The sequence below is a fragment of the Sinorhizobium chiapasense genome (assembly GCF_036488675.1).
GTDB lineage: Bacteria > Pseudomonadota > Alphaproteobacteria > Rhizobiales > Rhizobiaceae > Sinorhizobium > Sinorhizobium chiapasense.
Window position 1 is genome coordinate 46,003 of the sequence record NZ_CP133149.1, and the last position, 23,996, is coordinate 69,998.

Sequence of the window (23,996 nt, forward strand, 5' to 3'; positions counted from 1 at the left end):
AATTGCCCGCTGCAGCCGCTTGGTTACTCGGCTACGGCCGTATTCGAACTTCCGGTCTCCTGCCGTTTGTTGCGCAGTTGCACGAGGCCGATCAGAAGCTCGTCACGCTCCGCCGCCAGCTCTTCGATGCTTCGTGATCCAACTTCGAGATGGACGCTGTCGATGAGCTTGCGTTGGAACTCCGGTGTCATTTCCGGTGAGCCGAGCGTCTTCCACCAGGCCGCCATCGGGCCGCCCAGCTGCTGCAGGGCATGCTCGATGCCGCCAGGGCCGCCGGCGAGATGATTAAGCATCATGTTGCCCATGATGCCCCAGCGCAGGCCCGGTCCCCATGACAGGGCCGTGTCGACGTCAGCGGCGCTCACCACATCCTCGGCGACCAAGTAGTAGACCTCCCGTGCCAGGGCGGCCTGCAGACGGTTGGCGATGTGGCCCTGCATCTCCTTTTTGACGCGCACCGTCTTCCTGCCGATCGACGTATAAAATGCATCGGCTCGCTGGATGGTCTCTGCCGAGGTCTTAGCTCCGCCGACGATCTCGACCAACGGGATCAAGTGTGGGGGATTGAAGGGATGGCCGATCACGCAGCGCTCGGGATGCGTGAGGGCGCCCGGCTGGATTTGGCTCATCGGGATTCCCGACGAGCTCGAGGCGATGATCACATCGGGCGGCAGCAATTCGTCGAGTTGACCATAGAGCTTCTGCTTGAAATCGACCCGCTCGGGACCGTTCTCCTGCACGAAGTCGACACCCGCCAACGCTTCGGCGAGGTCGGTGGTGAACGTCAAATTAGACAGCGACGCGCCGGGCGAGAGGCCCAGGCGGCTGAGTGCCGGCCAGGCGCTTGCCACGAATTCCCTGAGCCTGCTTTCCGCGTTGGGTGCTGGGTCAGTCGCAACGACCTCTAGTCCCTTGGCGAGAAACAGCGACGTCCAGCTCGCGCCGATCACACCCGTGCCGACGACGGCAATGCGGTGAATGGGTTTGTTGTTCGACATGGTGTACTCTCCTGTTCGGTTCTCAGATTTCGGCGTAAGCGATGCCGGTGAGATTGCCTTGGGCGTAGAGGAAGTTGCGCTCATTCTTCCCTTGGAGATCGGCGGAATAGACCGAGCCGGCGAAGTCGGTGACGAACATCCGGTTGCCGGGCACGTCGAGGGCGATGCCGATGCCCTCCATCAAATGCGTGGCCAGGATCTCTGGCTCAGCCTTTGTGTCGATCGGCACACGATTGACCGTATTGCCACGCGGAGGATCGCCGCGGTCGGTCCAGTAGAGGATACGGTTCGCCAGATCGAGCTCGAGGTCGATCGGCTCGGGCAAGTGATCGAACAGCACCTCGATGTCGGAGCGGTTCGTCGCCGTCTCGCCCTTCGGGATCTCAATACTGGCGCGCAGGATGCGGCCCAATTCGCCATTATCGGGCCCCTTTTGCGTCCAGTAGATTTTCCCGGATTTGGGATCGACGGTAATCCCGACACACCACTTGGTCTGATCGCGCGCATCCCTGTCGCCGCGACCGGTCTCGACCAGCGTTTCGACCTGCGAGCCGTCGAGGTTCGCGCGCATCACGCGCATGCCCTCGCGATCGCTCCAATAGAGCTTGCCGCTTCCCTTATCGAGATGGAGCTGTTTCGGTGTATGGGTGACACCTTGCGGGATGATAACCCTGCGGTTCCCTCCGTCGAGGTCGGCGCGCTCGATCGAGCCGTCGTTGAGGTTGGGTATGCCCATGTTGGTCCAATAGATGTGACCAGCCGCAACATCTGCGACAATACCATCGGGAAGGCGGCAATTGCTGACGATGGTCCTGCGGTCGGAACCATCGGGATTCATCGAGTGAATGCGGTCGCCGCTCAATTCGAGGACAAACAGTCGCCCGTCGCGGGTGAAGCCCGATGTGTTTTTCGGTTTGGCTGCTTCAAGTGCTGTCATTGTCTTTCCTTCGGTGTACTCTCGCCTTGACACGCGTTGCCTTGGCTTGCCTCAACGTGCCTCATCAGCGTTCTTCGGCGTGAGTAAAGGCCGGCAAATCGCGCCAAATTGCTGCTAAGGAGAGCGCGGAACGAGGCACTTTGGATCAGACAGGACGATCAGACAGCTGGCATTTCTCAGGCGATGCGGTACGATTTCTGCAAGCCCGAGAGAGGCTGGGCGCTGACGCAGCTAGAGCGCGCCTGGTCGGACTGGGCGCCCGGATGCCGGAGTCTGACAGATGGGGCCGCATTCGCAGAACGTCGCGTACCCGAACGGTGGCTCTGAGGTCTTGTGGGAGGACGGTGAACGCGCATTTCGTCGTGGCTGGCGGCTGGACGATGAGGGCAAGCGGCGCGCCGTGCTGCTTGTTGCTCCTAGCGCCGAGCACCCATCCCGCTCAAGCCTCGATCGCCTCGCGCGCGAATATGAACTGAAGGACGAGCTCGACGGGGCGTGGGCGGTGCGTCCGCTGGACCTCGTGCGCGACACCGGTCGGACGATGCTGGTGCTCGAAGATCAAGGCGGTGAGCCGGTCGAGTGGCTGATCGGCAGGCCCATGGAGATTGGACCGTTCCTGCGCCTTGCCGTCGCCATTGCCATGGCTCTCGGCAAACTTCACCAGCGGGGGCTCGTTCACAAAGATATCAAGCCGGCCAACATTCTGCTCATCGGAGCATCTGGCCAGGTGAGGCTGACCGGGTTCGGCATCGCCTCGCGCTTCGCACGTGAACGTCAATCGCCTCACCCGCCCGAAATCATTGCCGGCACGCTCGCCTACATGGCGCCCGAGCAGACCGGACGGATGAATCGCTCAATCGATTCCCGCAGCGACCTCTATGCTCTGGGGGTTACCTTCTACCAGATGCTCACCGGCGACCTGCCGTTTATCGCTAGGGACCCTATGGACTGGGTGCACTGCCACCTTGCCAGGCGCCCAGTAGCGCCCGCCGAGCGGCTGAAGGAAATCCCAGGCGCCATCTCGGCGGTCGTGATGAAGCTGCTCGCAAAGAGGGCCGAGGACCGCTATCAAACGGCGGCTGGCCTTGAAAGCGACCTTCGCAGCTGCCAGGCCGAGTGGGAGGCCCAGGGCCGGATAGGCGACTTTCCGCTCGCCGAGCACGACACGCCCGACCGGCTGCTGATCCCCGAGAAACTCTACGGCCGGCGAAGCGAGGTCGAAACCTTGCTCGCCTCCTTCCATCGCGTCGTCAATGGCGGCGCGCCGGAACTGGTCCTGGTTTCCGGCTATTCAGGCATCGGCAAATCGTCGGTTGTCAACGAGCTGCAGCCGATGCTGGTCCCGCCGCGCGGCTTGTTCGCTTCCGGAAAGTTCGATCAGTACAAGCGCGACATACCCTATTCGACGTTGGCTCAGGCTTTTCAAAGCATGGTTCGTCCGCTGCTCGGCAAGAGCGAAGCAGAGCTTGCGCCGTGGCGCGACACTTTGCGAGAGACCTTGGGTCCTAACGCAGGACTGATTGTGGATCTCGTTCCCGAGGTGAGGCACATCATTGGAGAACCGCCGCCGGTTCCCGAGCTTCCGCCACAAGACGCGCAACGGCGCTTTCAGCTGGCGCTTCGGCAGTTCATCGGCATCTTCGCTCGTCCTGAACATCCCCTGTCGCTCTTCCTCGATGACTTGCAATGGCTCGACGCGGCGACGCTCGATCTCCTGGAAGACCTGTTGAGCCGATCCGATCTCCGCAATCTGCTCCTCATCGGCGCCTTCCGCGATAATGAAGTCACCGCGGCACATCCGCTCGCGCGCAAGCTGGAGGCGATCCGGGCAACCGGAAGTGTGCAGGACATCAAACTTGGCCCACTGACAGCCGAGGACCTGGAAGAGCTTGTCGGGGACTCGCTCCACTGCGACAAGGCGCAGGCCGCCCCGCTCGCCGGGCTGGTGCACGCGAAGACCGGCGGAAATCCGTTCTTTGTGATCCAATTTCTTGAGGCGCTCGCCCGCGATGGTCTTCTGTCCTTCGCCCAAGAGCGATGGTCCTGGGACCTCGACGGAATCCATGCCAGAGGTTACACGGACAACGTCGTTGAACTCTTGGCCGCGAAGCTGACGCGGTTGCCGCCCGGCACGCAGGAAGCGGTGCAGCAGCTTGCCTGCCTTGGCAATGTCGCCGACGTCGCGATGCTTTCGATAGTTATGGGAGCGGCCGAGGAAGAGGTGCACGCGGCTCTGTGGGAGGCCCGCCGCGAACAATTGATTGACCGTGTCGATCGCTCCTACAAATTCATTCACGACCGGGTCCAGGAAGCCGCCTATGTGATGATCCCGGAAAACTCGCGCAGCCAGGCGCACTTGACTATCGGCCGCCTGCTGCTGGCCCAGACACCACCGGAAAAACGCGACGAGGCAACCTTCGAGATCGTCAACCAGCTCAATCGCGGCGCACCGCTGGTCACGTCACAGGAGGAGCGCGAGCAGCTCGCAGAGCTGAACCTCGTCGCGGGCAAGCGCGCGAAGGCGTCGACTGCTTATGCATCGGCGCTTAGCTACCTCACTACCGGCGCAGCGCTGCTGGCAGAAGACGCAGTAGAGCGCCGAGACGTGCTCTCGTTTGCGCTGGAGCTGAATCGCGCCGAATGCGAGTTCCTGACCGGCGCGCTGGCAGAAGCGGAGCAACGCCTGAATGCACTGTCGAAGCGGGCCGCAACGACAATCGAACGTGCCAGCGTCACCTGCCTGCTCGCAGATCTGCACACGACCCTTGGTCAGAGCAGCCACGCAGTCGCGGTCGGTCTCAACTACCTCCGGCATCTGGGCATCGAGTGGTCGCGACATCCAACGCAAGAGGAGGCGCGGCGCGAGTATGAGCAGGTCTGGTCGCAGCTCGGCAGCCGAGCGATCGAGGACCTGATTGACCTACGCTTGATGAGCGATGCGGCTTCGCTCGCAACACTGGAGGTGCTAACCAGGATCATTCCGCCCGCGTTCTTCACGGATGCGAATCTATATGCGTTGATCGCTTGCCGCGCAGTCAATCTCAGCCTTGAGCAAGGCAATTGCGACGGCTCGTGCTTCGCCTATGCCACGCTCGGCGTAGTGGCTGGCGCGCAGTTTCACGATTACCAGGCCGCATTTCAATTCGGCCGGCTCGGCTGTGATTTGGTCGAACAACGAGGCTTGAAGCGGTTCGAAGCACGCACTTTCATGCTTTTTGGCAACCTTATTATGCCGTGGACGAGACACGTGCGGGCTGGCCGCGATTTCGTTCGTCGCGCCTTTGAGGCCGCCAATCTCAGCGGCGACCTCACTTACGCTGCCTACTGCGGCAATCAATTGAACACGAACCTTCTTGCGGCGGGCGATCCGCTCCCCGAGGTGCAGCACGAGGCCGAGCAGGGCCTCATGTTCGCACGGAGGGCGCGGTTTGACTTCATCACTGACATCATCGCTACGCAGCTCGGCCTGGTGCGCACGCTTCGCGGGCTCACACCGACATTCGGTTGCTTCGACGATGGACAGTTTGACGAGCGTCAGATCGAGAGTCTTTACTCCAGCAACTCGGACTTGGCGCTTGCCGAATGCTGGTATTGGTGCCGAAAGCTCCAAGCGCGCTTTCTTGCCGGGGACTATAGGAGCGCTCTCGATGCCTCGGATAGGGCGCAACGGCTGCTGTGGACATCGGCGTCCCTCTTCGAAACCGCAGAGTATCATTTCTACGGTGCTCTCTCGCACGCGGCGGCCTGCGACACCGCTGCTGCAGGGCAGCGCGGGGAGCATGTTCGGGCTTTGACTGCGCACCACCGCCAGCTAGAAATCTGGGCGGAGCATTGCCCTGAGAATTTCGAGAACCGTGCCGCGCTGGTCGGCGCTGAGATTGCCCGTGTCGGAGGGCGCCCGCTCGATGCCATGGAGCTATACGAACGCGCCATTGCGTCGGCACGCGCCAACGGATTTGTCCACAATGAGGCGCTCGCGAGCGAACTTGCGGCCCACTTTTACGCTGCCCGCGGCTTCGAGGAGATCGCGCACCTCTATCTAAAAAACGCAAGGGATGGCTATCTTCGATGGGGAGCGGATGGAAAGGTGCGGCAACTGGATCGGCTCCATCCGCGGCTGCGGCAGCACGAGCGCGAGCCGGAAGCAACGGGAACGATCGAAGCGCCGGTCGAATATCTCGACCTCATGGCGATGATCGAAGTCTCTCAAGCCGTCTCTGGTGAGATGGTTTCGGAGAGGCTGATCGACAGGCTCATGCGCGTCGCCGTTGAGCATGCGGGCGCCGAGCGTGGTCTCCTGATTTGCGCGCAAGGTGAAGACGTGCGGGTAGACGCGGAAGCAACAGAAGCCGGCCAGGACGTCGCCGTCCACGTGCGGGAACGCGGCACAGGGCTTGCTGTCCCGCTACCGAACTCGCTCATTCGATATGTCATGCGCACCCAGGAAACCGTCATTCTCGATGATGCAGCGTCTCTAAACCCGTTTTCGAATGATGCTTACATCGTTCAGCGTAACGTCCGTTCCGTTCTGTGCTTACCATTGATCAATCAGGGAGAGCTTATCGGAGCCCTCTATCTCGAGAACAACCTCACTCCCAACGTGTTCACCCCCCGCCGGGTCGCTTCGTTGAAGTTGCTTGCATCGCAAGCTGCGATCTCGCTCAAAAATGCGGCTCTTTATCAAGAACTCGCGGACCGCGAATGGAAGATTCGGCGTTTGGTCGACTCCAACATCATTGGCATCTTCGTTGCCGATCGCGAGGGCCGGATTCTGGAGGCCAACGACGCGTTTCTCCGTATGGTGGGATACGATCGGGAGGACTTGGTTTTGGGTCGCGTTCGCTGGACCGAGTTGAGCCCGCCGGAATGGCGCGAGCGCGACGTGCTCACCCAGGCAAAACTAAACTCAAGCGGGATCCTTCATCCTTTCGAGAAGGAATATGTCCGAAAAGACGGCAGCCGCGTTCCTGTGCTGATCGGCGCAGCGCGGTTCAAAGAGGGCGGTGATCAGGCTGTCGCGTTTGTCCTCGATCTGACCGAGCGCAAGCGGGCCGAGGAGGCATTGCGTGAAAGCGAGCGAAGTTTGCGCTCGGCAATTGACGGGATACCGGGTCTCGTTGCCGTCCTAGCCCCGGATGGTGCGGTCGACGCCGTCAATCGCCAAATCCTCGACTATTGTGGGCGATCGCTGGAGGAGCTGAAGGATTGGGACACAAACGGAACGATTCACCCTGATGATCTTGTCCATCTCGCTGAAGTATTCACAAAGTCAATCGCCGCCGGTGTTCCCTATGAGACCGAAACACGCCTGCGGCGCTTCGATGGCGAATACCGGTGGTTTGACAACCGAGGCATCCCGATTCGCGATGACTCTGGACGTGTTACGCGTTGGTACGTTCTCCTGACGGACATCGAGGATCGCACACAGGCGCTGGCGCGGCTGCAGCAGATGCAATCGGATTTTGCCCACATGAACCGCGTCAGCATAATGGGAGAATTGGCCGCCTCATTGTCCCACGAAATCACGCAACCCATCGCCAGCGCGCGCAACAACGCTCGCGCGGCCCAGAATTTTCTGGAAATGCAGCCGCCAGATTTGGGCGAGGTGAGGGAAGCACTCTCCTGTGTCGTTGGCGATACTGACCGAGCCGGGGACATCATCGGCCGTATTCGTGAGCAAATGAAGAAAGCACCGCCGCGAAAGGAGCATTTCGATCTGAACGCTGCCATAAACGAAGTGATTGCATTGGCGCAAAGCGTGACAGTCAGGAATGGTGTTTCGGTCCAGACCCGGCTTGCCGACGGGTGTCTTGTTGAGGGGGATCGGATTCAACTACAGCAAGTCGTCCTCAACCTGATCCTGAATGCGGTTGAAGCGATTGAGGCGGTCGAGATGGGGCCGCGGGAGCTGTTGATCAGCACCGAACAAGACGGCACAGAAATCGGCGTGGCAGTCCACGATTCCGGGCCGGGTATCGATCCGACGCATCTCGAACGCGTCTTCGAGGCCTTCTACACCACGAAGCCTAGTGGAACGGGCATGGGCCTATCGATATGCCGCTCCATCATCGATGCTCATGGGGGTAAGCTGTGGGCGGAGGCAAACGAGCCTCGCGGCACGGTATTTAGGTTCACCTTGCCTGGCGCGGCGTGAGATCACGACTGTCTCCAGGTGTTGTTCCGCCTATCGTAAGAACTGCGGCAACACACCGCTTGAGTTTCTCGTCATCCACCGGCTTACGCAGGTAACAGACAACCCCGTCGTTCAGGGCGCGAACCCGGTCAGCATCAATGGGAAACGCGGTCACGAGGATCGTCGGAATCGCATGGCCGGTGTCAACAAGGCGCCGGTGGAGTTCGAGCCCAGTCATCGCAGGCATGTGGATGTCGCCAATGAGGCAGGCCGTTTCGGGCAGGCGAGGGGATGCCAGGAAATCGGCCGCCGATGAAAACGTCTCGACGGTGTAGCCCAGCGACCTCATGAGCCTTCGCATGGACTCGCGAAAGTGCCGATCATCGTCGACGACCGAAACCAACAGGCTTTTCATTGTGCCGCCTTTGGCTTTTTGCTGGAGCACGCGCGGGCGCCCGTCTAGCGCACTCACATGGAATTGCCGATGCCATGCAAAGAATGCCATCGGTGCGATGCCGCTGTCCCCTAAATTTTGGCTTATTTCGACGACGAGTGCGAAGCCGAGCCGCCATGGCATGTGACTGAGGACTTCGGCTGAGCAAACCGGTCGCTGGAATCATGGCCGACCTCCGTTGCATGATCGCTTAAATCGAGCCGACCCAAGAAATTCAAAGGGTTACGGCGACCTTGGCGCGTCCAATTGGACTCGCGGCGCTGTAGGAGCAAATCCGAGCCCCATAAACCTTCGTATCGTCGTCTGTCACCTTTGGGTACCCGACGTCGACCAGTGCTCAATTGAGCCGCTGGTGACGATTCTCTTAGTCTGCTGCATCCGAAAATGCGCACAGGCAAGTAGGAAAGAGCAATGGCCTATCATTCGGAAGATCGCGGGCCTGGCAAGGTCATGCGATGCGCAATCTGTGATGGCAAGTTTGGTCTTGTCCGCTATTACTCGTGGCGAACCCAGCTTTGCTCCAGGAAGTGCGTCGATCGCTTCAGAGCTCGCCGGGCAACTGACGGCAATTGGCTGTTTTCGCTCCGGATCGCCTTCAACCAGCTCTGCCAGAGAGCCGCGCGAAGGCGTCTTGACGTTTCGGGTGCTCCGCGCCGCTCAAACCATGACCGACCGAGCGATTGGGGGTCAGCCTAAGTCCCTTGCCGACGTCTATCAGCGGAGACGGCAAAGCATTCATTCGCGCGGCGTCTAGCGCTGAATGCTACTTTGGTGAACCCCCGCGCGCGTCATCTGGAGTAGAGGTGGGCTGTTCAAGTTCAGCGATCAGCGCTAAAAATGCACGATCTGGCCAAACTGCAAAACCAAGATGAAGGCCGATTTTCGCGATCTTTTCCGAGTAGCAGCGATGTCTGACGCAACCTCCACCGTGTTGGTCATAGACGACGATCCGGATCTCCGCGCCTCGGTCGGGCGCCTGTTGCGATCGCTCGGCATTAACGTTCAGCTATTTGCCTCCATTTCCGAGTTCTTTACGTCCGAAGCGCCGGACTGCCCGACCTGTCTGGTGCTCGACATCAGGTTGCCGGGCCAAAGCGGCCTCGATCTCCAGCGGGAGCTCGTTGCAGCAAACAGGGAAATCCCGATCATCTTCATAACGGGGCACGGCGACATACCGATGTCCGTGCAGGCTATGAAAAGGGGCGCCATTGAGTTCCTGACAAAGCCGTTCCGCGATCAGGATTTGCTCGACGCCATTCAGCTCGGTCTCACTCGCGATCGTGCAAGGCGCGAAAACGAGAGGGATTTGGCCGTTCTCAGGGAGCGTTTCGGGTCGCTAAGCCCCAGGGAGCGTGAGATTGTGATTCAGGTTGCTCGTGGCCGCTTGAGCAAACAGATTGCCCACGATATCGGCATCGCCGAAGCCACGGTGAAAGTGCATCGCAGCAGGGCGATGCAAAAGATGAAGGCCGGTTCGCTTCCCGAACTCGGCCGGATGGCTGACAAGCTCAAGCTGGTACCCGACGCACCGCAAAGATCCTGAACTACATGCTTCGGCCTGATCAGTCAGGCGCAGTTGCAACACCAGGCGTCGCGGACGCCTCGGTGGAAGCCGCACGGCGCCGCGGCCCGTAAACCTAGGTTTAGATAGCGGAACCAAATCTGTAGCCAGGCGCCACCGCCGTCGAATAGCGTCTGGTGTCCCAACCCGTCAAATTATGCCTCACGAAGATCCTTGCCGGGCTAAGCCCTGCCGAAGCACGTGAGGTTATCATGCTACGATCAGCATCGACGGCACTTTTCGGACCCTTGGAGCAATTCCATCTTCAGCCCGGACGTGACACAGAAGGCGCTGTCCGAGGTTCGGAAACGGAAAAGCCGTTCACCGAGAAACCAACCGACGTTTCATTTGGACCGTTTCGCCTTTTTCCAACCCAGTTTCTTCTACTGGAACGCGACACGCCCGTGCCACTTGGGAGCCGGGCCCTGGAAATCCTGATTGTCTTGCTTGAACGCCGGGGCGAACTGGTCAGCAAGCAAGATTTGATGGCTCGCGTCTGGCCCAATATTTTCGTCGAGCCTGCAAATCTCACGGTCCATATGTCAGCGCTACGCCGCGCACTGCGAGACGGCCACGAAGGCAATCGGTTCATCATCAACATCCCCGGGCGTGGCTATTGCTTCGTCGCCTCAGTCGAGGTGGCGGGACACAAGAACTGACTGCGAGCGGCGGCGCATCCGCCAATTTCCGGAGGAAAATATGCTGGTTGCGACAAAATCTCGGCAGCCCTCCAGTTTCGCCAAGATACCGATCAGTTCCTGGTCATTCGCTATCCGCGTTTGGATTGCGACGGTTCTGGCGTTACTCGTAAGCTTCTGGCTGCAGCTCGAAGCACCTTCCACGGCGGCGCTGACCGTAGCAATTCTTGCGGAACCAACCCGCGGTCAGGCGTTGGAGAAGGCGGGCTTTCGAATGCTCGCCACTATCGTGGGCGTGATCGCATCAATCGCGATCACCGGGCTCTTCTCCCAGACGAGGGATCTGATCCTCGCTGCATTCGCGGTGTGGTTGGGAGTTTGTGTATTTGCAGCGAAGCTTTTGGACGGCAACCGAGCCTATGCAGCCGTTCTGTCGGGTTATACCGTTGGACTTATTGCGACACAGCAGATCGATTATCCGCAAAATGTATTCGAAGTTGGCATGTCGCGCGGCGCGGCAATCACGATAGGCATTCTTGCGACGGCAGCCGTCAATGACCTGATGTTTGCCCCCAATCATTATCCAGGATTCGTCGTGCAACTCGCTGCACTTCATCGCCGCGTTCGCGCGTATGCGCGCGCATCCTTGAATTGCGACCCGGGCAGTTCGCCGATCTTCCTGCAATTGCTGCGCGATATCGTAGCCTTACGTCCCGCAATCGCCAGTATCGCTCTCGACTCGGGCAGCGGCTCCGTTAGGAGCGCCGCTGGGCGAAGCGCCGTTGTCGCATTGGTCGCAGAGTTGCAGGCCGCACGAATCATGAAAGTAGCTCTATTCGATGTCGCCACGCGCGATCAGAAAACCAATATCGCGTACAATCGGGTCGATCATTCCGGTTTCGATGAGCGCGTGCGAGCGCCGCGCGCCGACGCCCAGCTGTGCGAATCCGGCGCCGAGACCGAAACTTCTGCGTGGGCCATCAAAGAATTGCTGCGGCGAAAGGACGAGGTTCGCGAAAATCTGTTGGCCCTGAGGTCGGGCAGAGGGCCGCTGCGAACCTGGCGCGCGCCTTTGTATCTCCCCTACCGAACTGCTGCTGAAAGTGGTGTTCGCGCTGCAATATGGGTTGCAGTCGCCTCGGCGTTCTTCGTTTGGACCGGGTGGCCGGCGACGAGCGTTTCATTGTCCTTTGTCGTGCTGATAGCGGCGCTAGGGGCCACGACTCCGAACCCGCGCGGCTTCACTGCGATGGCTCTTATTGGTGCGCCCATCGCTGCTGTCTTGGCCGGTATCCTCGAGTTCGTAATTCTCGATGGCGTCGATGCCTTCCCGTTGTTGGCAATCGCGATGGCCCCCTTTTTAGGCGGAGCGGCGCTTCTCATGACGTCGCAGAATCTTCTTTGGTCGTCACTTGGTCGCGTCAATCTGCCTTTCATCACGATCTTCCTCGCGCCAAGCAATCCGCAGACCTACAACCCGCAGATATTTCTCTTCATATTCGTGTTCATTCTCGCAGCAGCGGCGATTCTGCTGGCGGCACAAACGCTCATACCGCCCGTCTCGGATCACCAGCGCAGGACGCGGCTGGTCGCGGCAGCGCGCGCGGAACTAGAGCGGCCGCGGCCCCTGAAACGAGGATCTCCCGAGGAAGCAATGTTTCGAGACGCGTCACGGCTTGAGCAATTTATTTCCGCGGGGGGAGCTGAAGACAGTGCCGCTCTCGCTGAGATGCTCTCCTGTTTGGATCAGTCGGCAATGATACGGTTTTGCGATGCAAAGCTGACACAACTTGCCGATGGGCCTCTCGCTTCTTTGGCTCACGAAGCGCGCAATGCGATCGTCACGCACAACGCAGAGGCACTCCGCGCTGTCGCAGGCAGGATGCGTGAGAAGGCTTCATCAAAGAGCTCGATCGAAGCAGATGTTTCGACCAGTCTCCTCATCGCCAGCGAGCTCATCGATCGCGGCAGCCGAATCGAGCACTTTCGAGAGGCATCCCGATGAGACACACCTTTTTTGAGCTGGTCATTGAAGGCGTACTAGTTGCGCCGTTTGTAACCTACTTGCTCGCGGCTCTGGTTGTTGTGGTCTTCCTTCGCCCAATCCTTCATCTTGTCGGATTTGCGAAGATCTTTAGCCACGCGCCTATGGCGGAGCTCAGCCTATACGTGACGATTCTTTGTCTCTTGATGCTACTGTTCTAGAGGAGTCCTCCATGGAAGCGATCGTTGGTGATGAGGTTGTTCAACAAGGCGACACCACCGTCGCGCGCGCCTTGCCGCTTGCAGAGAAGATGTCGACAGCTGAAACGAGTGAGGTCAACGATCTCGCGCGAACGACATCCCGGGGGGCCCAGGATACACCGATAGCCTCGCCCACGGCAAAATCCCAGTTGCGATGGCCAAGCGCCGTCTTGCGAACGCTGCGGTTCTTGTTGCGCAGGTTAGCCACGATCGCCTTTGCGGGTGCCGCTGTGTTGATCGCGCTAATGACCTGGGATGTTTACAACTCTGCACCCTGGACGCGCAATGGACGTCTGCGCGTTCAAGTTGCGAGTGTGGCGCCCCAGATTTCTGGTCAAATCAAGGAGCTCCGGGTCGTTGACAATCAATTCGTTCACAAGGGGGACATACTATATGTCATCGACCCGTTCGATTTCGAGGTCGCGCTACGCGCCAGCAAGGCCGCCTTACAGCAAAAGGCGGCTGATCGGGACGTCAAGGAATTGCAGTCAGAACGCCGTCGCCGTTTGTCTCAAGACCTGGTGGCCAGCGTCGAGGAGCATCAAATCTACGAAGGAGCTGCAATTCAAGCAAAGGCTGCCGTTAACGCAGCTCAGGAGCAACTCGCCCAGGCGGAAACGAACCTGCGGCGCACCGAAGTGCGCAGTCCCGTCAATGGAATTGTCACCAATCTCTTGCTCCGAGAAGGTGACTACGCGCGCGTCGGTGCCACTAACGTCTCGATCATCGATACGGACAGCTATTGGATCGACGGCTATTTCGAGGAAACAAAACTGGCACGGCTGTGCGTAGGCGACCGCGCCGAGGCAAAATTAATGGGCTATTCAGCGCCCATTATTGGTCACATCGCGACGGTAACGCGTGGCGTCAGCGTTTCTAACGCGACGGCCGCTACGCAAGGGCTGCCCAATGTGGATCCGGTTTACACCTGGGTACGTTTGGCGCAACGAGTGCCGGTTCGCATCTCGATCGACAAGGTGCCGCCAGGCGTGCCGCTGGTGTCCGGCTTGACCGCAACCGTGACGATCCGCAACGGCCCTGACGCTCAACATGAAACGCGGTTTCATAAACTGCGCGCAGATCTCGAGGCCAGCTTTTTGGGATTGTTTGGCGAAGCTTCGATGCGGCCGGGCTGCATTCCCAGCCCCTCATGAGTCGCCAGCGTCCCGCTTCGCGTGGGATCGCATCGAGAGGCTCGACGGGATCATATTGGCGAAGCGGCGTCGGATGCTCATGTCCTGAACTTCCCCAACTAGAGCTGGAATGCGCAGGTCAACTGCGTGGCTGCGTTCAGGCAATTTCTCAAGATGTAGTGGAACCACTGGGGAGGCATTTGCCACGATTTGCCGAGATTTGGGCCGCTTCACTCCCATGCTCGTTCCTTCTCGGATACCATTTTACTTGTGGAGGCAGACAGCTCCACAAGTGCTCGGCGCCCGGTGCTCCCCTGCCGTGGGTCGCCCGCGGCCGGTCCTTTCCCTCCCGAGGACCGGCCGCCCCTTTTTAGGCAGGCTGGACTGATGGCCAGGTTCTTGGATCGTGAAACTCGCAATCGTTGAACATTGGACGTGGATTTTGCTCGATGACCTATGATCGTTTCTTTTCCGCGGCGCTTGCTCGCCTGCATGCCGAACAGCGCTATCGCGTGTTTGCCGATCTCGAGCGCGTCGCCGGACGTTTCCCGCATGCAATATGGCATTCCCCGGACGGACCACGCCCGGTCGTGATTTGGTGCTCGAACGATTACCTTGGCATGGGCCAGCATCCGAAGGTGATCGACGCTATGGTTGAAACCGCCACTCGTCTGGGCGCTGGCGCCGGCGGCACCCGCAACATTTCAGGCACCAATCATCCGTTGGTCGAGTTGGAGCGCGAGCTCGCCAACCTCCACGGCAAGGAAGCGGCGCTGGTCTTCACCTCAGGGTACGTCTCCAACGAGACCAGCATCGCGACTATCGCCAAGCTGCTGCCAAATTGCGTGATCCTGTCGGACGCCTGGAACCACAATTCGATGATCGAGGGTGTGCGGCGTGCCGGCGTGGAAAAGAAGATCTGGCGCCACAACGACGTCGATCATCTCGAAGAATTGCTGGCGGCGGAGGCGCCCGAGCGACCGAAGCTGATCGTATTCGAGGCTCTCTATTCGATGGACGGCGACATCGCGCCGGTGAACCGCATCTGCGATCTGGCAGAGCGCTATGGCGCGATGACCTATATCGATGAGGTCCATTCGGTCGGCATGTACGGGCGGGCCGGCGCCGGCGTCGCTGCGCGTGAAGGCGCCCAGCACCGCATCGACGTGATAGAGGGCACCCTGGCGAAAGCATTCGGCTGTCTCGGCGGCTATATCGCGGCGAATGCCGACATCATCGATGCGGTGCGCTCCTATGCGCCGGGATTCATTTTTACGACCGCGCTGCCGCCGGCAGTCTGCGCCGCTGCGACGGCCGCAATCCGGCACCTGAAGACTTCGCAATGGGAGCGCGACCGCCATCAGGAACGCACGGCGCGGGTGAAGTCCGTGCTCAATGCTGCAGGCGTGCCGGTAATGCCCAGCGAGACGCACATCGTTCCGGTAATGGTGGGTGAGCCGGAGAAGTGCAAGGACGCGAGCGACCTCCTCCTTGCTGAGCACGGCATCTATGTCCAGCCGATCAACTATCCGACCGTCCGGCGTGGCACCGAACGGCTGCGCATTACGCCGACACCCTATCATGATGACGCGCACATCGACGCGCTCGCTGAAGCGCTCATCGATGTCTGGGGGCGACTTGGATTGCCGCTGCGACATTACAGGCTCGCGGCAGAGTGACTTGCCATCGGAACCTCGCTCGAAAATTCAATGCAAAGGGCGGCTCTTGGTCGGACGCTCGGTCGGAATCTCTTCGCGCGACACGCTTCCGTATTTGTCGTTCAATCCATCGCAAGAACCGGGTGTTGCTGCAGGTCGAACGACAGGAGCGCAATGCAGCGCCAACAAGGGCCGTCTCCAACGGAGTCCCTCACTCGCTGTCCCGGCGCTCAGGCCAGCCGGAATCTGGCCGCGCGCTGAGCACAAGGTTGTCGCGCAGTCGATCGGAGATGAGAGATCTAGTTCTACCAGCCGTCTGGTGCCGATGATGACAACGCTATCTCACCGGGAACCGCAAATACCGCATTGCGGCCACCACCGGACTTTCCGAGTGTTATCCGCGTATGGCCGCTCAGGGTCGAGAATTCGCCTTCATCAGCGTCGCGGGGTGGGTCGATCTTTCCGGTTCCCATCCGTCGCGAGTGGGTGGAAAGCGGAGCTTGGAGAGCAACCCTCTGAGTGATAGCAATGCGCGCGAGAAGCCGACATATCCATGACCGAGCGCCAAGAGTGTGGTTGTGCTAGGCCGTCAACCGGTGAGCGACCGTGCCAGCGAGCGAAGGGCCGCCTTCGTCGCCGAATAGACGCTGACATATGGACGGCCTTGTGTGCTCAGGGTCGAGGTGTTCAGGATTATCGAGCCGCCGGAAGTCGTGAGCGGCAACGCCATCGCCCGACAGATCAATCCTTGCGCACACGCATCTCGCCGTAGCGCCGCGTCATTGAGCAAACATTGCCTACAGCGGCGAGGCGGTGGCTCGCCGACCCGGCGCGGGATGGACGGGGAGCACGCAAGGCACACTAGGCACCTGCGAAAGCTGTCTTAATCGGCGGAGCATTGGCGTGCGACACCCGCGTCGGTGCGCGTGAAACAATCCAAATCTCGGCGAATAGTGGCGAATGCCGGTCCGCCGGCCCTCTCCTTAGCAACGATTTGGCGCGATTTGCCGGGCTTCACTGGCATCGGGAACGGCATGCGGGTCAATTGAGAGGGCATCGCGGGGCAAGAAATCCACGATGGCAACTCAAAACTGGCCATGCGCCAATCGGCCGGGCCGTCGGACACGATTGAAGAAGACCGAAAGGAAAATGCGCCATGACGACACAAACACTGACGAGAGCCAAGGAAGACGAGGCAGAAAAAAGGATCCAGAAGCTCCGGGAGCTTTACGCCGACGCGCCGCAGTTCGCGAAAACGGCACTCGAGAACACGATCCGGGACTTGGCGGCGGCGGCCGCGCAGCCGCGATCGCGGATGGAAAGCGCAGGCCGGACCGGCGTCCGCCAGGGCACGGTCTCGGAGTTGACCGTGATCGCCCCGTTCGCACCGGGTGGCGCGGCGCGACTTCGTGCCTTATTGCAGTTGCGCAACGGCAACTTCGATGACACGGACCGGGTTGGCACCGTCCACGACATGCGTTTCGTGTTTCTGGACAACGACACCAAGCTGCTTTTCGCCACTGCCTATGACGGCGACTGGGACATCTACATCGAAGACTTTGTGGCGAAGATTCCCAACGAAATGGATGTCCTCTTTTCGTGCTGGGTGGGCTGGCCGGGGATTCACAGCCCGAAGGTGAAAGACTGGATCGCGGAGCACCAGGTCACGGCAGAAGGCTGGTACGTCGCCCATCCGGATCTGACGGTACGGGACATCCACCGCGTGAAGCGCGTCGCCAAGGCCGCCGAGGAATTCCTCGACAAGATTCAGTAGCCGACGCTCACCGTTCGCTCCGGGTCCGGTCCAGAATGGACCGGGACCCCTGAAAGGAGGCTCACATGTTGTCCATCAAGGAATCCCTCGGCGAGGCACTTTCGACGCGCCCGCCGGCGCTCGAAACGAGCGACATCCAGGCAACGGTTCTGCGCCCGCGCCCCAATCCCTACTGCGGAGAATACATCATTCTGCGCATCGGCAACGCCGAGCAAGGACGGGAGATGATACGTAGGATCCTTCCTCATGTCGCGCCCGCTGACGAATGGTGGGAGCCATCTTTGCCCGGCTGGTTGGGGATCGCGTTCACGTTCGAGGGGCTCAAGGCGTTGGGCGTGCCGCAGGCGTCTTTGGATAGTTTTCCAATTGAATTTCAACAGGGAATGGCGGCGCGAGCCGCGATACTGAACGATTTCGGTGCCAATGCGCCAGCCAATTGGGAATATCCGTTCGGCACACCGGAGGCGCACGTTGCCTTGGCGATATACGCCAAAAGCAATCAAGACCTGCAGACGGTCTTGGACCTCGCGCGCAAGAGTCATCAGGACCTTGAACAAATTTCGGTCGTGTACCGCATGCAGTTCGGCGAACTGCCGGAAGGACGCAATCCGTTTGGCTTCAAGGATGGGCTGCACAATCCTCACGTTGAAGGAAGCGGTCCCGCGGGAGCCGATGCGGAATCGTCGGTCAAGGCCGGCGAGTTCGTCATGGGCTATCCCGACGAGCGCGGGGAAACCGCCAATGTCCCGATACCTGCTGAGCTGCGCCGCAACGGCACTTTCGTCGCGATCCGCAAATTCCACATGGATGTTGCGGCGTTCCGTCGATATCTGCGGGCCCAGGCCTCGTCGCCCGAGGAAGAGGAACTGCTTGCTGCAAAAATGGTGGGGCGATGGCGCAGCGGCGCGCCCCTGGTGCTGGCTCCGGACAGCGACGATCCGGCACTGGGCATGGACGGACATCGCAACAATGACTTCAGCTACACAGATGATATGAAGGGGTTGAAGTGCCCGTTCAGCGCGCACATTCGTCGCGTGAATCCTCGCGATGCCCTGAAAAACGACGTTGTCGCCGTCAATCTCCACCATTTCCTGCGCCGGGGCACAAACTACGGCCCGCCCTTGCCGGAGGGCGTGCTCGAGGATGACGGCACTGAGCGCGGCGGCGTCTTCCTCCTGATCGGCGCGCATCTGCGTCGGCAGTTCGAGTTTATTCAGTCGCAGTGGGTGACCGACGGCAACTTCATCAGCCACGGGACCGAGCAGGATCCGCTGATCGGCAACAACGATGGCGAGGGTGTCTTCACCATCCCCAGAGTTCCGGTTCGGCGTCGCTTGAAGGGTTTGCCGCGCTTCGTTTCCGTCCGTGGTGGCGAATATTGCTTCATGCCGGGATTGCGTGCGCTGCGATGGATCGCTCGCTTGGACGAAGATCCTGAGCAGACAAAGCCATGTGCCACCGAAGAAGGAGAGTCGCCGTGATCGTCGATGTACGCACCTATCGCGTTAAACCCGGAAAGATGCCTCACGAGCTTGATCTCTATGACAAGCACGGCCTCGCTCCACAGGTACGTCATCTAGGTTTCCCACTCGCCTATTTGTACAGCGAGAGCGGAGACATCAACACTCTCGTACACCTGTGGGTGTTTGAGGATGCCGCCGACCGCGCGCGCAGGCGTGCTGCCATGATGTCTGATCCGGAATGGCAAACATACCTTAGGCTTGCCGACGATGCAGGGTTCCTTGTTGATCAGCGGAACAGCCTGATGGTGCCGGCGAGCTTCGCCCCAATCAAACGGTGAGCGGGATCATCCGCGGCGCACATATTCCAAAGAGCCGAAATCCAACCAGCATTCTAGTCATAGGAGAATACGATGAACGCTAAAGTGATCGAGAACGAACGTACTGCAATGTCGCAGCACGTTACCCGTCAGCCTGACGGACTGGGCAAGCGTATCGGGAGAAAGGGGGAGATTTCCGGTATCGGCAAGGTCGCCCCCGGCGGAGCAAAACTGTTCCGCGAACGCCTGCCGCAAATCCAGGCGGAGGCCGCTTACTGGGAAACGCGAGTCGGCACGGTTCACGACTTTCGGGTAACGCTGATCGACAACGATACTCGGATCCTCTTCACCATCGTCTACGATGGCGACTTCAAGCCGTACGTCGAGGACATTCTGAGGGAAGCGGCCCCTTGGCTCGACCAGATCTTTCTCGGGGTATGGGACGGGTTCAGGGGTACGCAGGACCGCAATTCAGTCGAGGAGCTCCTCAGCTTTGCGTTTGAAGCCGACGTGTTCTTTGTTCGCAACCCGGATGTCACGGTCCGGGACGTGGCGAAGATGAAGCGCCTGAGCGGAGCGGTCAGCGAGCTGCTTGATGCTGCGTCGTGATGGCCTGCCCGAAAATCGCGACTGTGAAGAACCGATGAAGGATGCTGACGATGTCCGACCACGTTGACGGTCCGCGGCAGATTGGCGACGCCGCCGCCGACCTCTCCGATCTTTTCGCGTTTACGAGTCCGGAAAATCCGGCGCATACCGTCCTCGCCGCGTGCGTCTTCCCATCGGCCGGCGAAGATGCAATCTTCTCGAACATCATCGATTACTCGATCGCCGTTCGCCGGGTGACCGTTGCAAGCGTTGGTAACAGTGCGAAGTTTCAGCCGGCAGACGACGAGAGCCGCTTTAGCTTTCGGTTTGAGACCCTCAAGCGCGATGCCGCGGGGAACGCGATCCAGCACGGCGTTTGCAAGCTGCCGGACGGTCGCGAACTGTCGCTCACGGTGAATGACGAGAAGGGGTCGTGGACGCCGGAGGGCGACGTCCGCGTGTTCGCCGGGCTTCGTTCCGATCCTTTCTACCTCGCTTGGGATGCTGCGGAGCTTAAAAGGCTTCCAAATCTGCTTCAGCACACTAACGTGCTCTGCATGGTCGTCGAGTTCGACACCCGACGCGTTCTCGATCCTACGAAGGGCTCGTTGTTCGGCGCTGCCGCCGAGACCGTCCCCCCGCAGCAGCGAAGTCTGATCGCACCTGCAGTTCCTCGCATCGATTGGATCGGACGCCCCGAGCAGACGAATATTCGGCTCTACAATCCCGCGCTCGTCGGGATCGACGATTTGCGCGACCTGTGGAATCAGCAGACGCCGTTCGCGATTTCAAAGGAGCTGCAGCCGTTGTTCCTGCAGCGACTGAAGGAGAGCCTCGCCGACTGGGACATGCGCGACGGCAAGGCCGATTGGACGCCCGAAGCGCTTGCCGCCAGCGCCAATGTCTTCCTCGACGATTTTCTGCTGTTCGATGTCGCCAAGCCGATTAACGACGACAGCCACCTCGAGATCGAGAAGAGCACGATCAACGGGCTTCCTTACCAAACGGGCGGCGGTCGTACGGTCGACGCGAACTCGATCGACATCCTGCTCACCTGGCTGGTCAATCGCGATCGGGAGTTCCTCCAGGGCGGTGCGACCGGGGCGACGAAGCCTGGCATGAAAGTCTTCCCATACTTCGCGACGCCCAACACGGAACTGCAGACCGTTGCCGATTCCGTCGAGCTCGCGGCGTCGCCCGAGGAAGTTTGGACGTTGATCGGACAGTTCGGCGGCGCCTGGCATCCCCTGACCGCGAGAGTCAACTTGACCGGTGCAGGCATCGGTCAGCTCCGTACCATCCAAACGCTCGACGGCCAGCAAATTGTCGAACGGCTTGAGGCGATGGACGACGCCAAGCGGTTCCTCCGCTACACGAACATCGCCGGGTTGGCCGTTTCCCATTACACCGGCACACTCGAGGTAAAGCCGAAGGGCAGCGGCTGCGTCGTCGATTGGCGCGCGCAATTCCTGGCAACCGATAAGACCGACAGGGCCGTGAAGGTCAGAGTGTCCACGTTGTTCAAGACCGGCCTCGAAAGCCTGAAGTCGCGTTTCGGAGTCACGAAATGACTACGTTCGCGGAATTTGAGCATCCCGGTCCATCCGCGACCGACGGGGAGATCGCCGCGATCAACCTGGAGAGTGCGCGCCGTGGCGCATGGGCACGTTTCGCGCAAGACCCACGCCTGCCGGGCGTGGCGGAGGCGATCGTCGATAATGAGCGTCTGGCATCGCAATTTTTTGGCGATCTGGAAGCACTCGATCGTCTGAATGCGCTCGCCTTGCAATTCGCACGCGCGGACGGGTCGTCTCGTTCGCTTCTTGTTCAAGCCGAGGTCACCTCGACAGCGCATCGCTTCGACGATGCTCGCGGCTACCTCGCGCGCGCCGCGCAGATGGGCGCGCCCGGCGAGGCGATCGAGCGACAGGCGTTGGCCATCGATCAGGCCTGTGGCGCGGAGCTCGATGCGGTATTCGCCGCTCGCCACCGGTTCGCGATGGCGAGCGGCCGGCTCGAAGATCTCGTACCTCTCGGCGCCCTGCTTGCCGACCTCGAACGCTTCTCTGAGGCAGATGCTGTCTATCGGCAGGCGTTGTTCTCGTATGATGACGTTTCGCCGTTTCCGCTGGCGTGGGTCTGCTTTCAGCTCGGCATGCTGTGGGGCGAACTCGTGCCCGTACCGGATCCGAATCTTGCCGCGCTCTGGTATCGACGCGCGATTGCTTACTTGCCAAGCTATGTGAAGGCGCGTGTGCACCTGGCGGAGATCTACGCGAGCCAAGGCGGCACCGGCGAAGCAGAGGCGCTACTTTTGCCAGCGCTTTCGAGCGGCGATCCGGAGGTCAATTGGCGCCTCGCCGATGTGCTGATTGCGCAAGGCAGGCTCGAAGAGGCCGAGAGACAGCTCAATGCCGCTCGGTTTGGCTTCGATCAACTTCTGGAGCGACATTTGCTCGCCTTCGCGGACCATGCCGCGGAGTTCTACGCCGGCAGCGGCAACGATTGCCGGCGGGCGCTCGAGCTCGCGCGCACGAATGTCGCCAATCGTCCCACACGCCGTGCGGTCAAACAGGCGCAGGCAATCGCGCTGATTACCGATGACGCCGCAACCACAAGCGATCTACACCAGGCGTAAAGCACCGGAACATTCGTGTGCCCCTACGCCGTGCGAGCCCTTGGTCGCCGTCGCTTCGCATCGATTTGCTGTTCTTTGGCAGTCTTAATTCACGCCGTGGTCGCGCATGACGTAACTATCAAACGAGGGCGAGCCGTAGAGGAATGCCGTGTTTAAGAAGCTGCTCATCACATTTGTCATTGCCGGGTGCATCGGTTTCGTGGGATTCGGCGTGTTGGCGTGGCAGCCTGCCATCGCCCCAGTCGCGCCGCCGCCTCCGGGTAGTTTTGCACCGGAGGTGATTGCAAGAGGGGAAGCTCTCGCTGGCGGCGGCTATTGCGCGGCGTGTCACACCGCAAAAGGCGGCGAGAAGTTCGCCGGCGGTTACGAGATGGTAACTCCGTTCGGAGCGATCTATTCGACCAATATCACGCCCGATCCGGAGACCGGCATCGGCACCTGGTCGGAGGCGGCCTTCAGGCGCGCCATGCATGAAGGCGTCTCACGCGACGGCTCGCATCTCCTTCCGGTGTTTTCCTACGATCATTTCACCAAGCTCTCCGACGATGACGTTCATGCGCTCTACGCCTACTTCATGACCAGGACTCCGGTCCATGCGACGCGGCAGCCGAACGGCATCCCGTTTCCGTTCAACATCCGCTACCTGCAGGCGGGATGGAAGTTGTTGTTCTTCAAGCCGGGCCGTTTCGAACCGGATGCCACCAAGAGCGAGGAGTGGAATCGCGGCGCCTACCTCGCGCTCGGCCTGAGCCACTGCGGCGCCTGCCATACACCGCGCAACCTGCTGGGAGCGGAGAAGTCCGGCAACGCTTACGGCGGCGCGGTGATTGACAACTGGGTCGCGCCGCCATTGACGGCCGCAAATCCCGCGCCAGCACCCTGGACGCACGAAGAACTCTACGACTACCTGCGCACGGGCACGAGCAAGTTGCATGGAACCGCCGCCGGGCCGATGTTCCCTGTCGTCCAGGGGCTCGGTGCGCTGCCAGACTCCGACATCCACGCACTCGCGACCTATTTTGCCGATATCGACAAGGCGGCCGCCGACCTGCCGTACGTTTCCGGCGCGGTGAGCCTTGCGATGTCCAGCGCATTGGCCAAGCAGGGCGCGCCCTTGGATCCCGACGCGCGGCTCTACACTTCAGCTTGCGCGTCCTGTCACTACAACGCAAACAACGCGCCGCTCGCGGCGCGGCCCGACCTGGCGCTCAACAGCGCGGTGCACCTTTCCGATCCAGGCAATCTGATCCAGGTCATCCTACGGGGCATCGGCTCCAATGAGGGAATGCCGGGTGCCGTCATGCCTGCCTTCGGTAGCGCATTAAGCGATGCCGATGTCGCCCGGATCGCCGCATACCTGCGGCGGACTCGCACGGACCTTCCGCCATGGACGGATCTCGCGGCAAAGATCGCAGAGATCCGCCGGCAGAACGCCGGAGCCAATTGATCCATCGGAGAAC

Annotated in this window: 17 protein-coding genes and 1 pseudogene; 14 read left to right on the forward strand and 4 right to left on the reverse strand. The window is 60.4% G+C overall.

Features of this window, described 5'->3' with window-relative positions:
- Positions 1-23: 23 nt before the first annotated feature.
- Together RB548_RS20850 and RB548_RS20855 are read right to left on the reverse strand one after the other, a co-directional pair.
- A complete protein-coding gene (locus tag RB548_RS20850) occupies positions 24-998 on the reverse strand; it encodes a 3-hydroxyacyl-CoA dehydrogenase NAD-binding domain-containing protein (RefSeq protein ID WP_331375173.1) in 975 nt (324 codons plus the stop codon).
- Positions 999-1,020: 22 nt separating this feature from the next.
- Complete coding sequence (locus RB548_RS20855) at positions 1,021-1,935, reverse strand: 3-hydroxyacyl-CoA dehydrogenase (RefSeq protein WP_331375174.1); 915 nt, start codon at positions 1,933-1,935, stop codon at positions 1,021-1,023.
- A 280-nt stretch (positions 1,936-2,215) separates the two neighbouring features.
- On the opposite strand from RB548_RS20855, the gene RB548_RS20860 reads away from it, so the two are divergent.
- Positions 2,216-8,089 carry an AAA family ATPase gene (locus tag RB548_RS20860; RefSeq protein ID WP_331375175.1) on the forward strand — a complete coding sequence of 1,958 codons (5,874 nt, stop codon included), beginning with the start codon at positions 2,216-2,218 and terminating at the stop codon, positions 8,087-8,089.
- Here RB548_RS20860 and RB548_RS20865 read toward each other — a convergent pair.
- The gene (locus RB548_RS20865; RefSeq protein ID WP_331375176.1) at positions 8,067-8,645 is read right to left on the reverse strand and encodes a response regulator transcription factor; all 579 of its coding nucleotides are present in this window, start codon (positions 8,643-8,645) and stop codon (positions 8,067-8,069) included. The genes RB548_RS20860 and RB548_RS20865 overlap by 23 nt on opposite strands.
- Before the next feature lie 784 nt (positions 8,646-9,429).
- Between RB548_RS20865 and RB548_RS20870 the strand changes: the two genes are divergently transcribed.
- From RB548_RS20870 to hemA, 6 genes are all read left to right on the forward strand, one after another.
- Complete coding sequence (locus RB548_RS20870; RefSeq protein WP_331375177.1) at positions 9,430-10,065, forward strand: response regulator transcription factor; 636 nt, start codon at positions 9,430-9,432, stop codon at positions 10,063-10,065.
- Positions 10,066-10,220: 155 nt separating this feature from the next.
- Positions 10,221-10,742, forward strand: a complete 522-nt coding sequence (locus RB548_RS20875) for a winged helix-turn-helix domain-containing protein (protein WP_331375178.1) — start codon at positions 10,221-10,223, stop codon at positions 10,740-10,742.
- 40 nt (positions 10,743-10,782) lie between these two features.
- On the forward strand, positions 10,783-12,726 hold the full coding sequence (locus RB548_RS20880; RefSeq protein ID WP_331375179.1) for an FUSC family protein: 1,944 nt from the start codon (positions 10,783-10,785) through the stop codon (positions 12,724-12,726).
- Positions 12,723-12,926 carry a DUF1656 domain-containing protein gene (locus tag RB548_RS20885; protein WP_331375180.1) on the forward strand — a complete coding sequence of 68 codons (204 nt, stop codon included), beginning with the start codon at positions 12,723-12,725 and terminating at the stop codon, positions 12,924-12,926. The genes RB548_RS20880 and RB548_RS20885 overlap by 4 nt, the downstream gene beginning before the upstream one ends.
- An 11-nt stretch (positions 12,927-12,937) precedes the next feature.
- A complete protein-coding gene (locus RB548_RS20890; RefSeq protein WP_331375181.1) occupies positions 12,938-14,119 on the forward strand; it encodes an HlyD family secretion protein in 1,182 nt (393 codons plus the stop codon).
- Positions 14,120-14,547: 428 nt separating this feature from the next.
- Positions 14,548-15,777, forward strand: a complete 1,230-nt coding sequence (gene hemA, locus RB548_RS20895; protein WP_331375182.1) for a 5-aminolevulinate synthase — start codon at positions 14,548-14,550, stop codon at positions 15,775-15,777.
- 574 nt (positions 15,778-16,351) lie between these two features.
- Here the strand turns inward: hemA and RB548_RS20900 are convergent.
- Positions 16,352-16,480 (reverse strand): annotated as a pseudogene (locus RB548_RS20900) (SDR family NAD(P)-dependent oxidoreductase); the annotation flags it as partial.
- Positions 16,481-16,912: 432 nt separating this feature from the next.
- Here RB548_RS20900 and RB548_RS20905 point away from each other — a divergent pair.
- The 7 genes from RB548_RS20905 to RB548_RS20935 all read left to right on the forward strand — a co-directional run bounded on the left by RB548_RS20905 (position 16,913) and on the right by RB548_RS20935 (position 23,983).
- Positions 16,913-17,530 (forward strand): hypothetical protein, encoded by a 618-nt coding sequence (locus RB548_RS20905; protein WP_331375183.1) that lies wholly within the window; start codon positions 16,913-16,915, stop codon positions 17,528-17,530.
- A 65-nt stretch (positions 17,531-17,595) separates the two neighbouring features.
- On the forward strand, positions 17,596-19,011 hold the full coding sequence (locus RB548_RS20910; RefSeq protein ID WP_331375184.1) for a Dyp-type peroxidase: 1,416 nt from the start codon (positions 17,596-17,598) through the stop codon (positions 19,009-19,011).
- Positions 19,008-19,331, forward strand: a complete 324-nt coding sequence (locus RB548_RS20915) for an NIPSNAP family protein (RefSeq protein ID WP_331375185.1) — start codon at positions 19,008-19,010, stop codon at positions 19,329-19,331. The genes RB548_RS20910 and RB548_RS20915 overlap by 4 nt, the downstream gene beginning before the upstream one ends.
- Positions 19,332-19,403: 72 nt before the next feature.
- Positions 19,404-19,919 carry a hypothetical protein gene (locus tag RB548_RS20920; RefSeq protein ID WP_331375186.1) on the forward strand — a complete coding sequence of 172 codons (516 nt, stop codon included), beginning with the start codon at positions 19,404-19,406 and terminating at the stop codon, positions 19,917-19,919.
- A gap of 50 nt (positions 19,920-19,969) precedes the next feature.
- Complete coding sequence (locus RB548_RS20925; protein ID WP_331375187.1) at positions 19,970-21,469, forward strand: DUF4331 family protein; 1,500 nt, start codon at positions 19,970-19,972, stop codon at positions 21,467-21,469.
- Positions 21,466-22,536 carry a hypothetical protein gene (locus tag RB548_RS20930; RefSeq protein ID WP_331375188.1) on the forward strand — a complete coding sequence of 357 codons (1,071 nt, stop codon included), beginning with the start codon at positions 21,466-21,468 and terminating at the stop codon, positions 22,534-22,536. Before RB548_RS20925 ends, RB548_RS20930 begins: the two co-directional genes overlap by 4 nt.
- A gap of 148 nt (positions 22,537-22,684) precedes the next feature.
- On the forward strand, positions 22,685-23,983 hold the full coding sequence (locus RB548_RS20935) for a c-type cytochrome (protein WP_331375189.1): 1,299 nt from the start codon (positions 22,685-22,687) through the stop codon (positions 23,981-23,983).
- Positions 23,984-23,996: the final 13 nt, after the last annotated feature.

Excerpts from the sequence above, each read along its gene's own strand:
- RB548_RS20890 (WP_331375181.1), top strand. The coding sequence starts at position 12,938 with ATGGAAGCGATCGTTGGTGATGAGGTTGTTCAACAAGGCGACACCACC.
- RB548_RS20860 (WP_331375175.1), top strand. The coding sequence starts at position 2,216 with ATGGGGCCGCATTCGCAGAACGTCGCGTACCCGAACGGTGGCTCTGAG.
- RB548_RS20930 (WP_331375188.1), top strand. The coding sequence starts at position 21,466 with ATGACTACGTTCGCGGAATTTGAGCATCCCGGTCCATCCGCGACCGAC.
- RB548_RS20925 (WP_331375187.1), top strand. The coding sequence starts at position 19,970 with ATGTCCGACCACGTTGACGGTCCGCGGCAGATTGGCGACGCCGCCGCC.
- RB548_RS20850 (WP_331375173.1), bottom strand. The coding sequence starts at position 998 with ATGTCGAACAACAAACCCATTCACCGCATTGCCGTCGTCGGCACGGGT.
- RB548_RS20865 (WP_331375176.1), bottom strand. The coding sequence starts at position 8,645 with ATGCCATGGCGGCTCGGCTTCGCACTCGTCGTCGAAATAAGCCAAAAT.
- RB548_RS20870 (WP_331375177.1), top strand. The coding sequence starts at position 9,430 with ATGTCTGACGCAACCTCCACCGTGTTGGTCATAGACGACGATCCGGAT.
- RB548_RS20885 (WP_331375180.1), top strand. The coding sequence starts at position 12,723 with ATGAGACACACCTTTTTTGAGCTGGTCATTGAAGGCGTACTAGTTGCG.
- RB548_RS20855 (WP_331375174.1), bottom strand. The coding sequence starts at position 1,935 with ATGACAGCACTTGAAGCAGCCAAACCGAAAAACACATCGGGCTTCACC.
- hemA (WP_331375182.1), top strand. The coding sequence starts at position 14,548 with ATGACCTATGATCGTTTCTTTTCCGCGGCGCTTGCTCGCCTGCATGCC.
- RB548_RS20905 (WP_331375183.1), top strand. The coding sequence starts at position 16,913 with ATGACGACACAAACACTGACGAGAGCCAAGGAAGACGAGGCAGAAAAA.
- RB548_RS20920 (WP_331375186.1), top strand. The coding sequence starts at position 19,404 with ATGAACGCTAAAGTGATCGAGAACGAACGTACTGCAATGTCGCAGCAC.
- RB548_RS20910 (WP_331375184.1), top strand. The coding sequence starts at position 17,596 with ATGTTGTCCATCAAGGAATCCCTCGGCGAGGCACTTTCGACGCGCCCG.
- RB548_RS20880 (WP_331375179.1), top strand. The coding sequence starts at position 10,783 with ATGCTGGTTGCGACAAAATCTCGGCAGCCCTCCAGTTTCGCCAAGATA.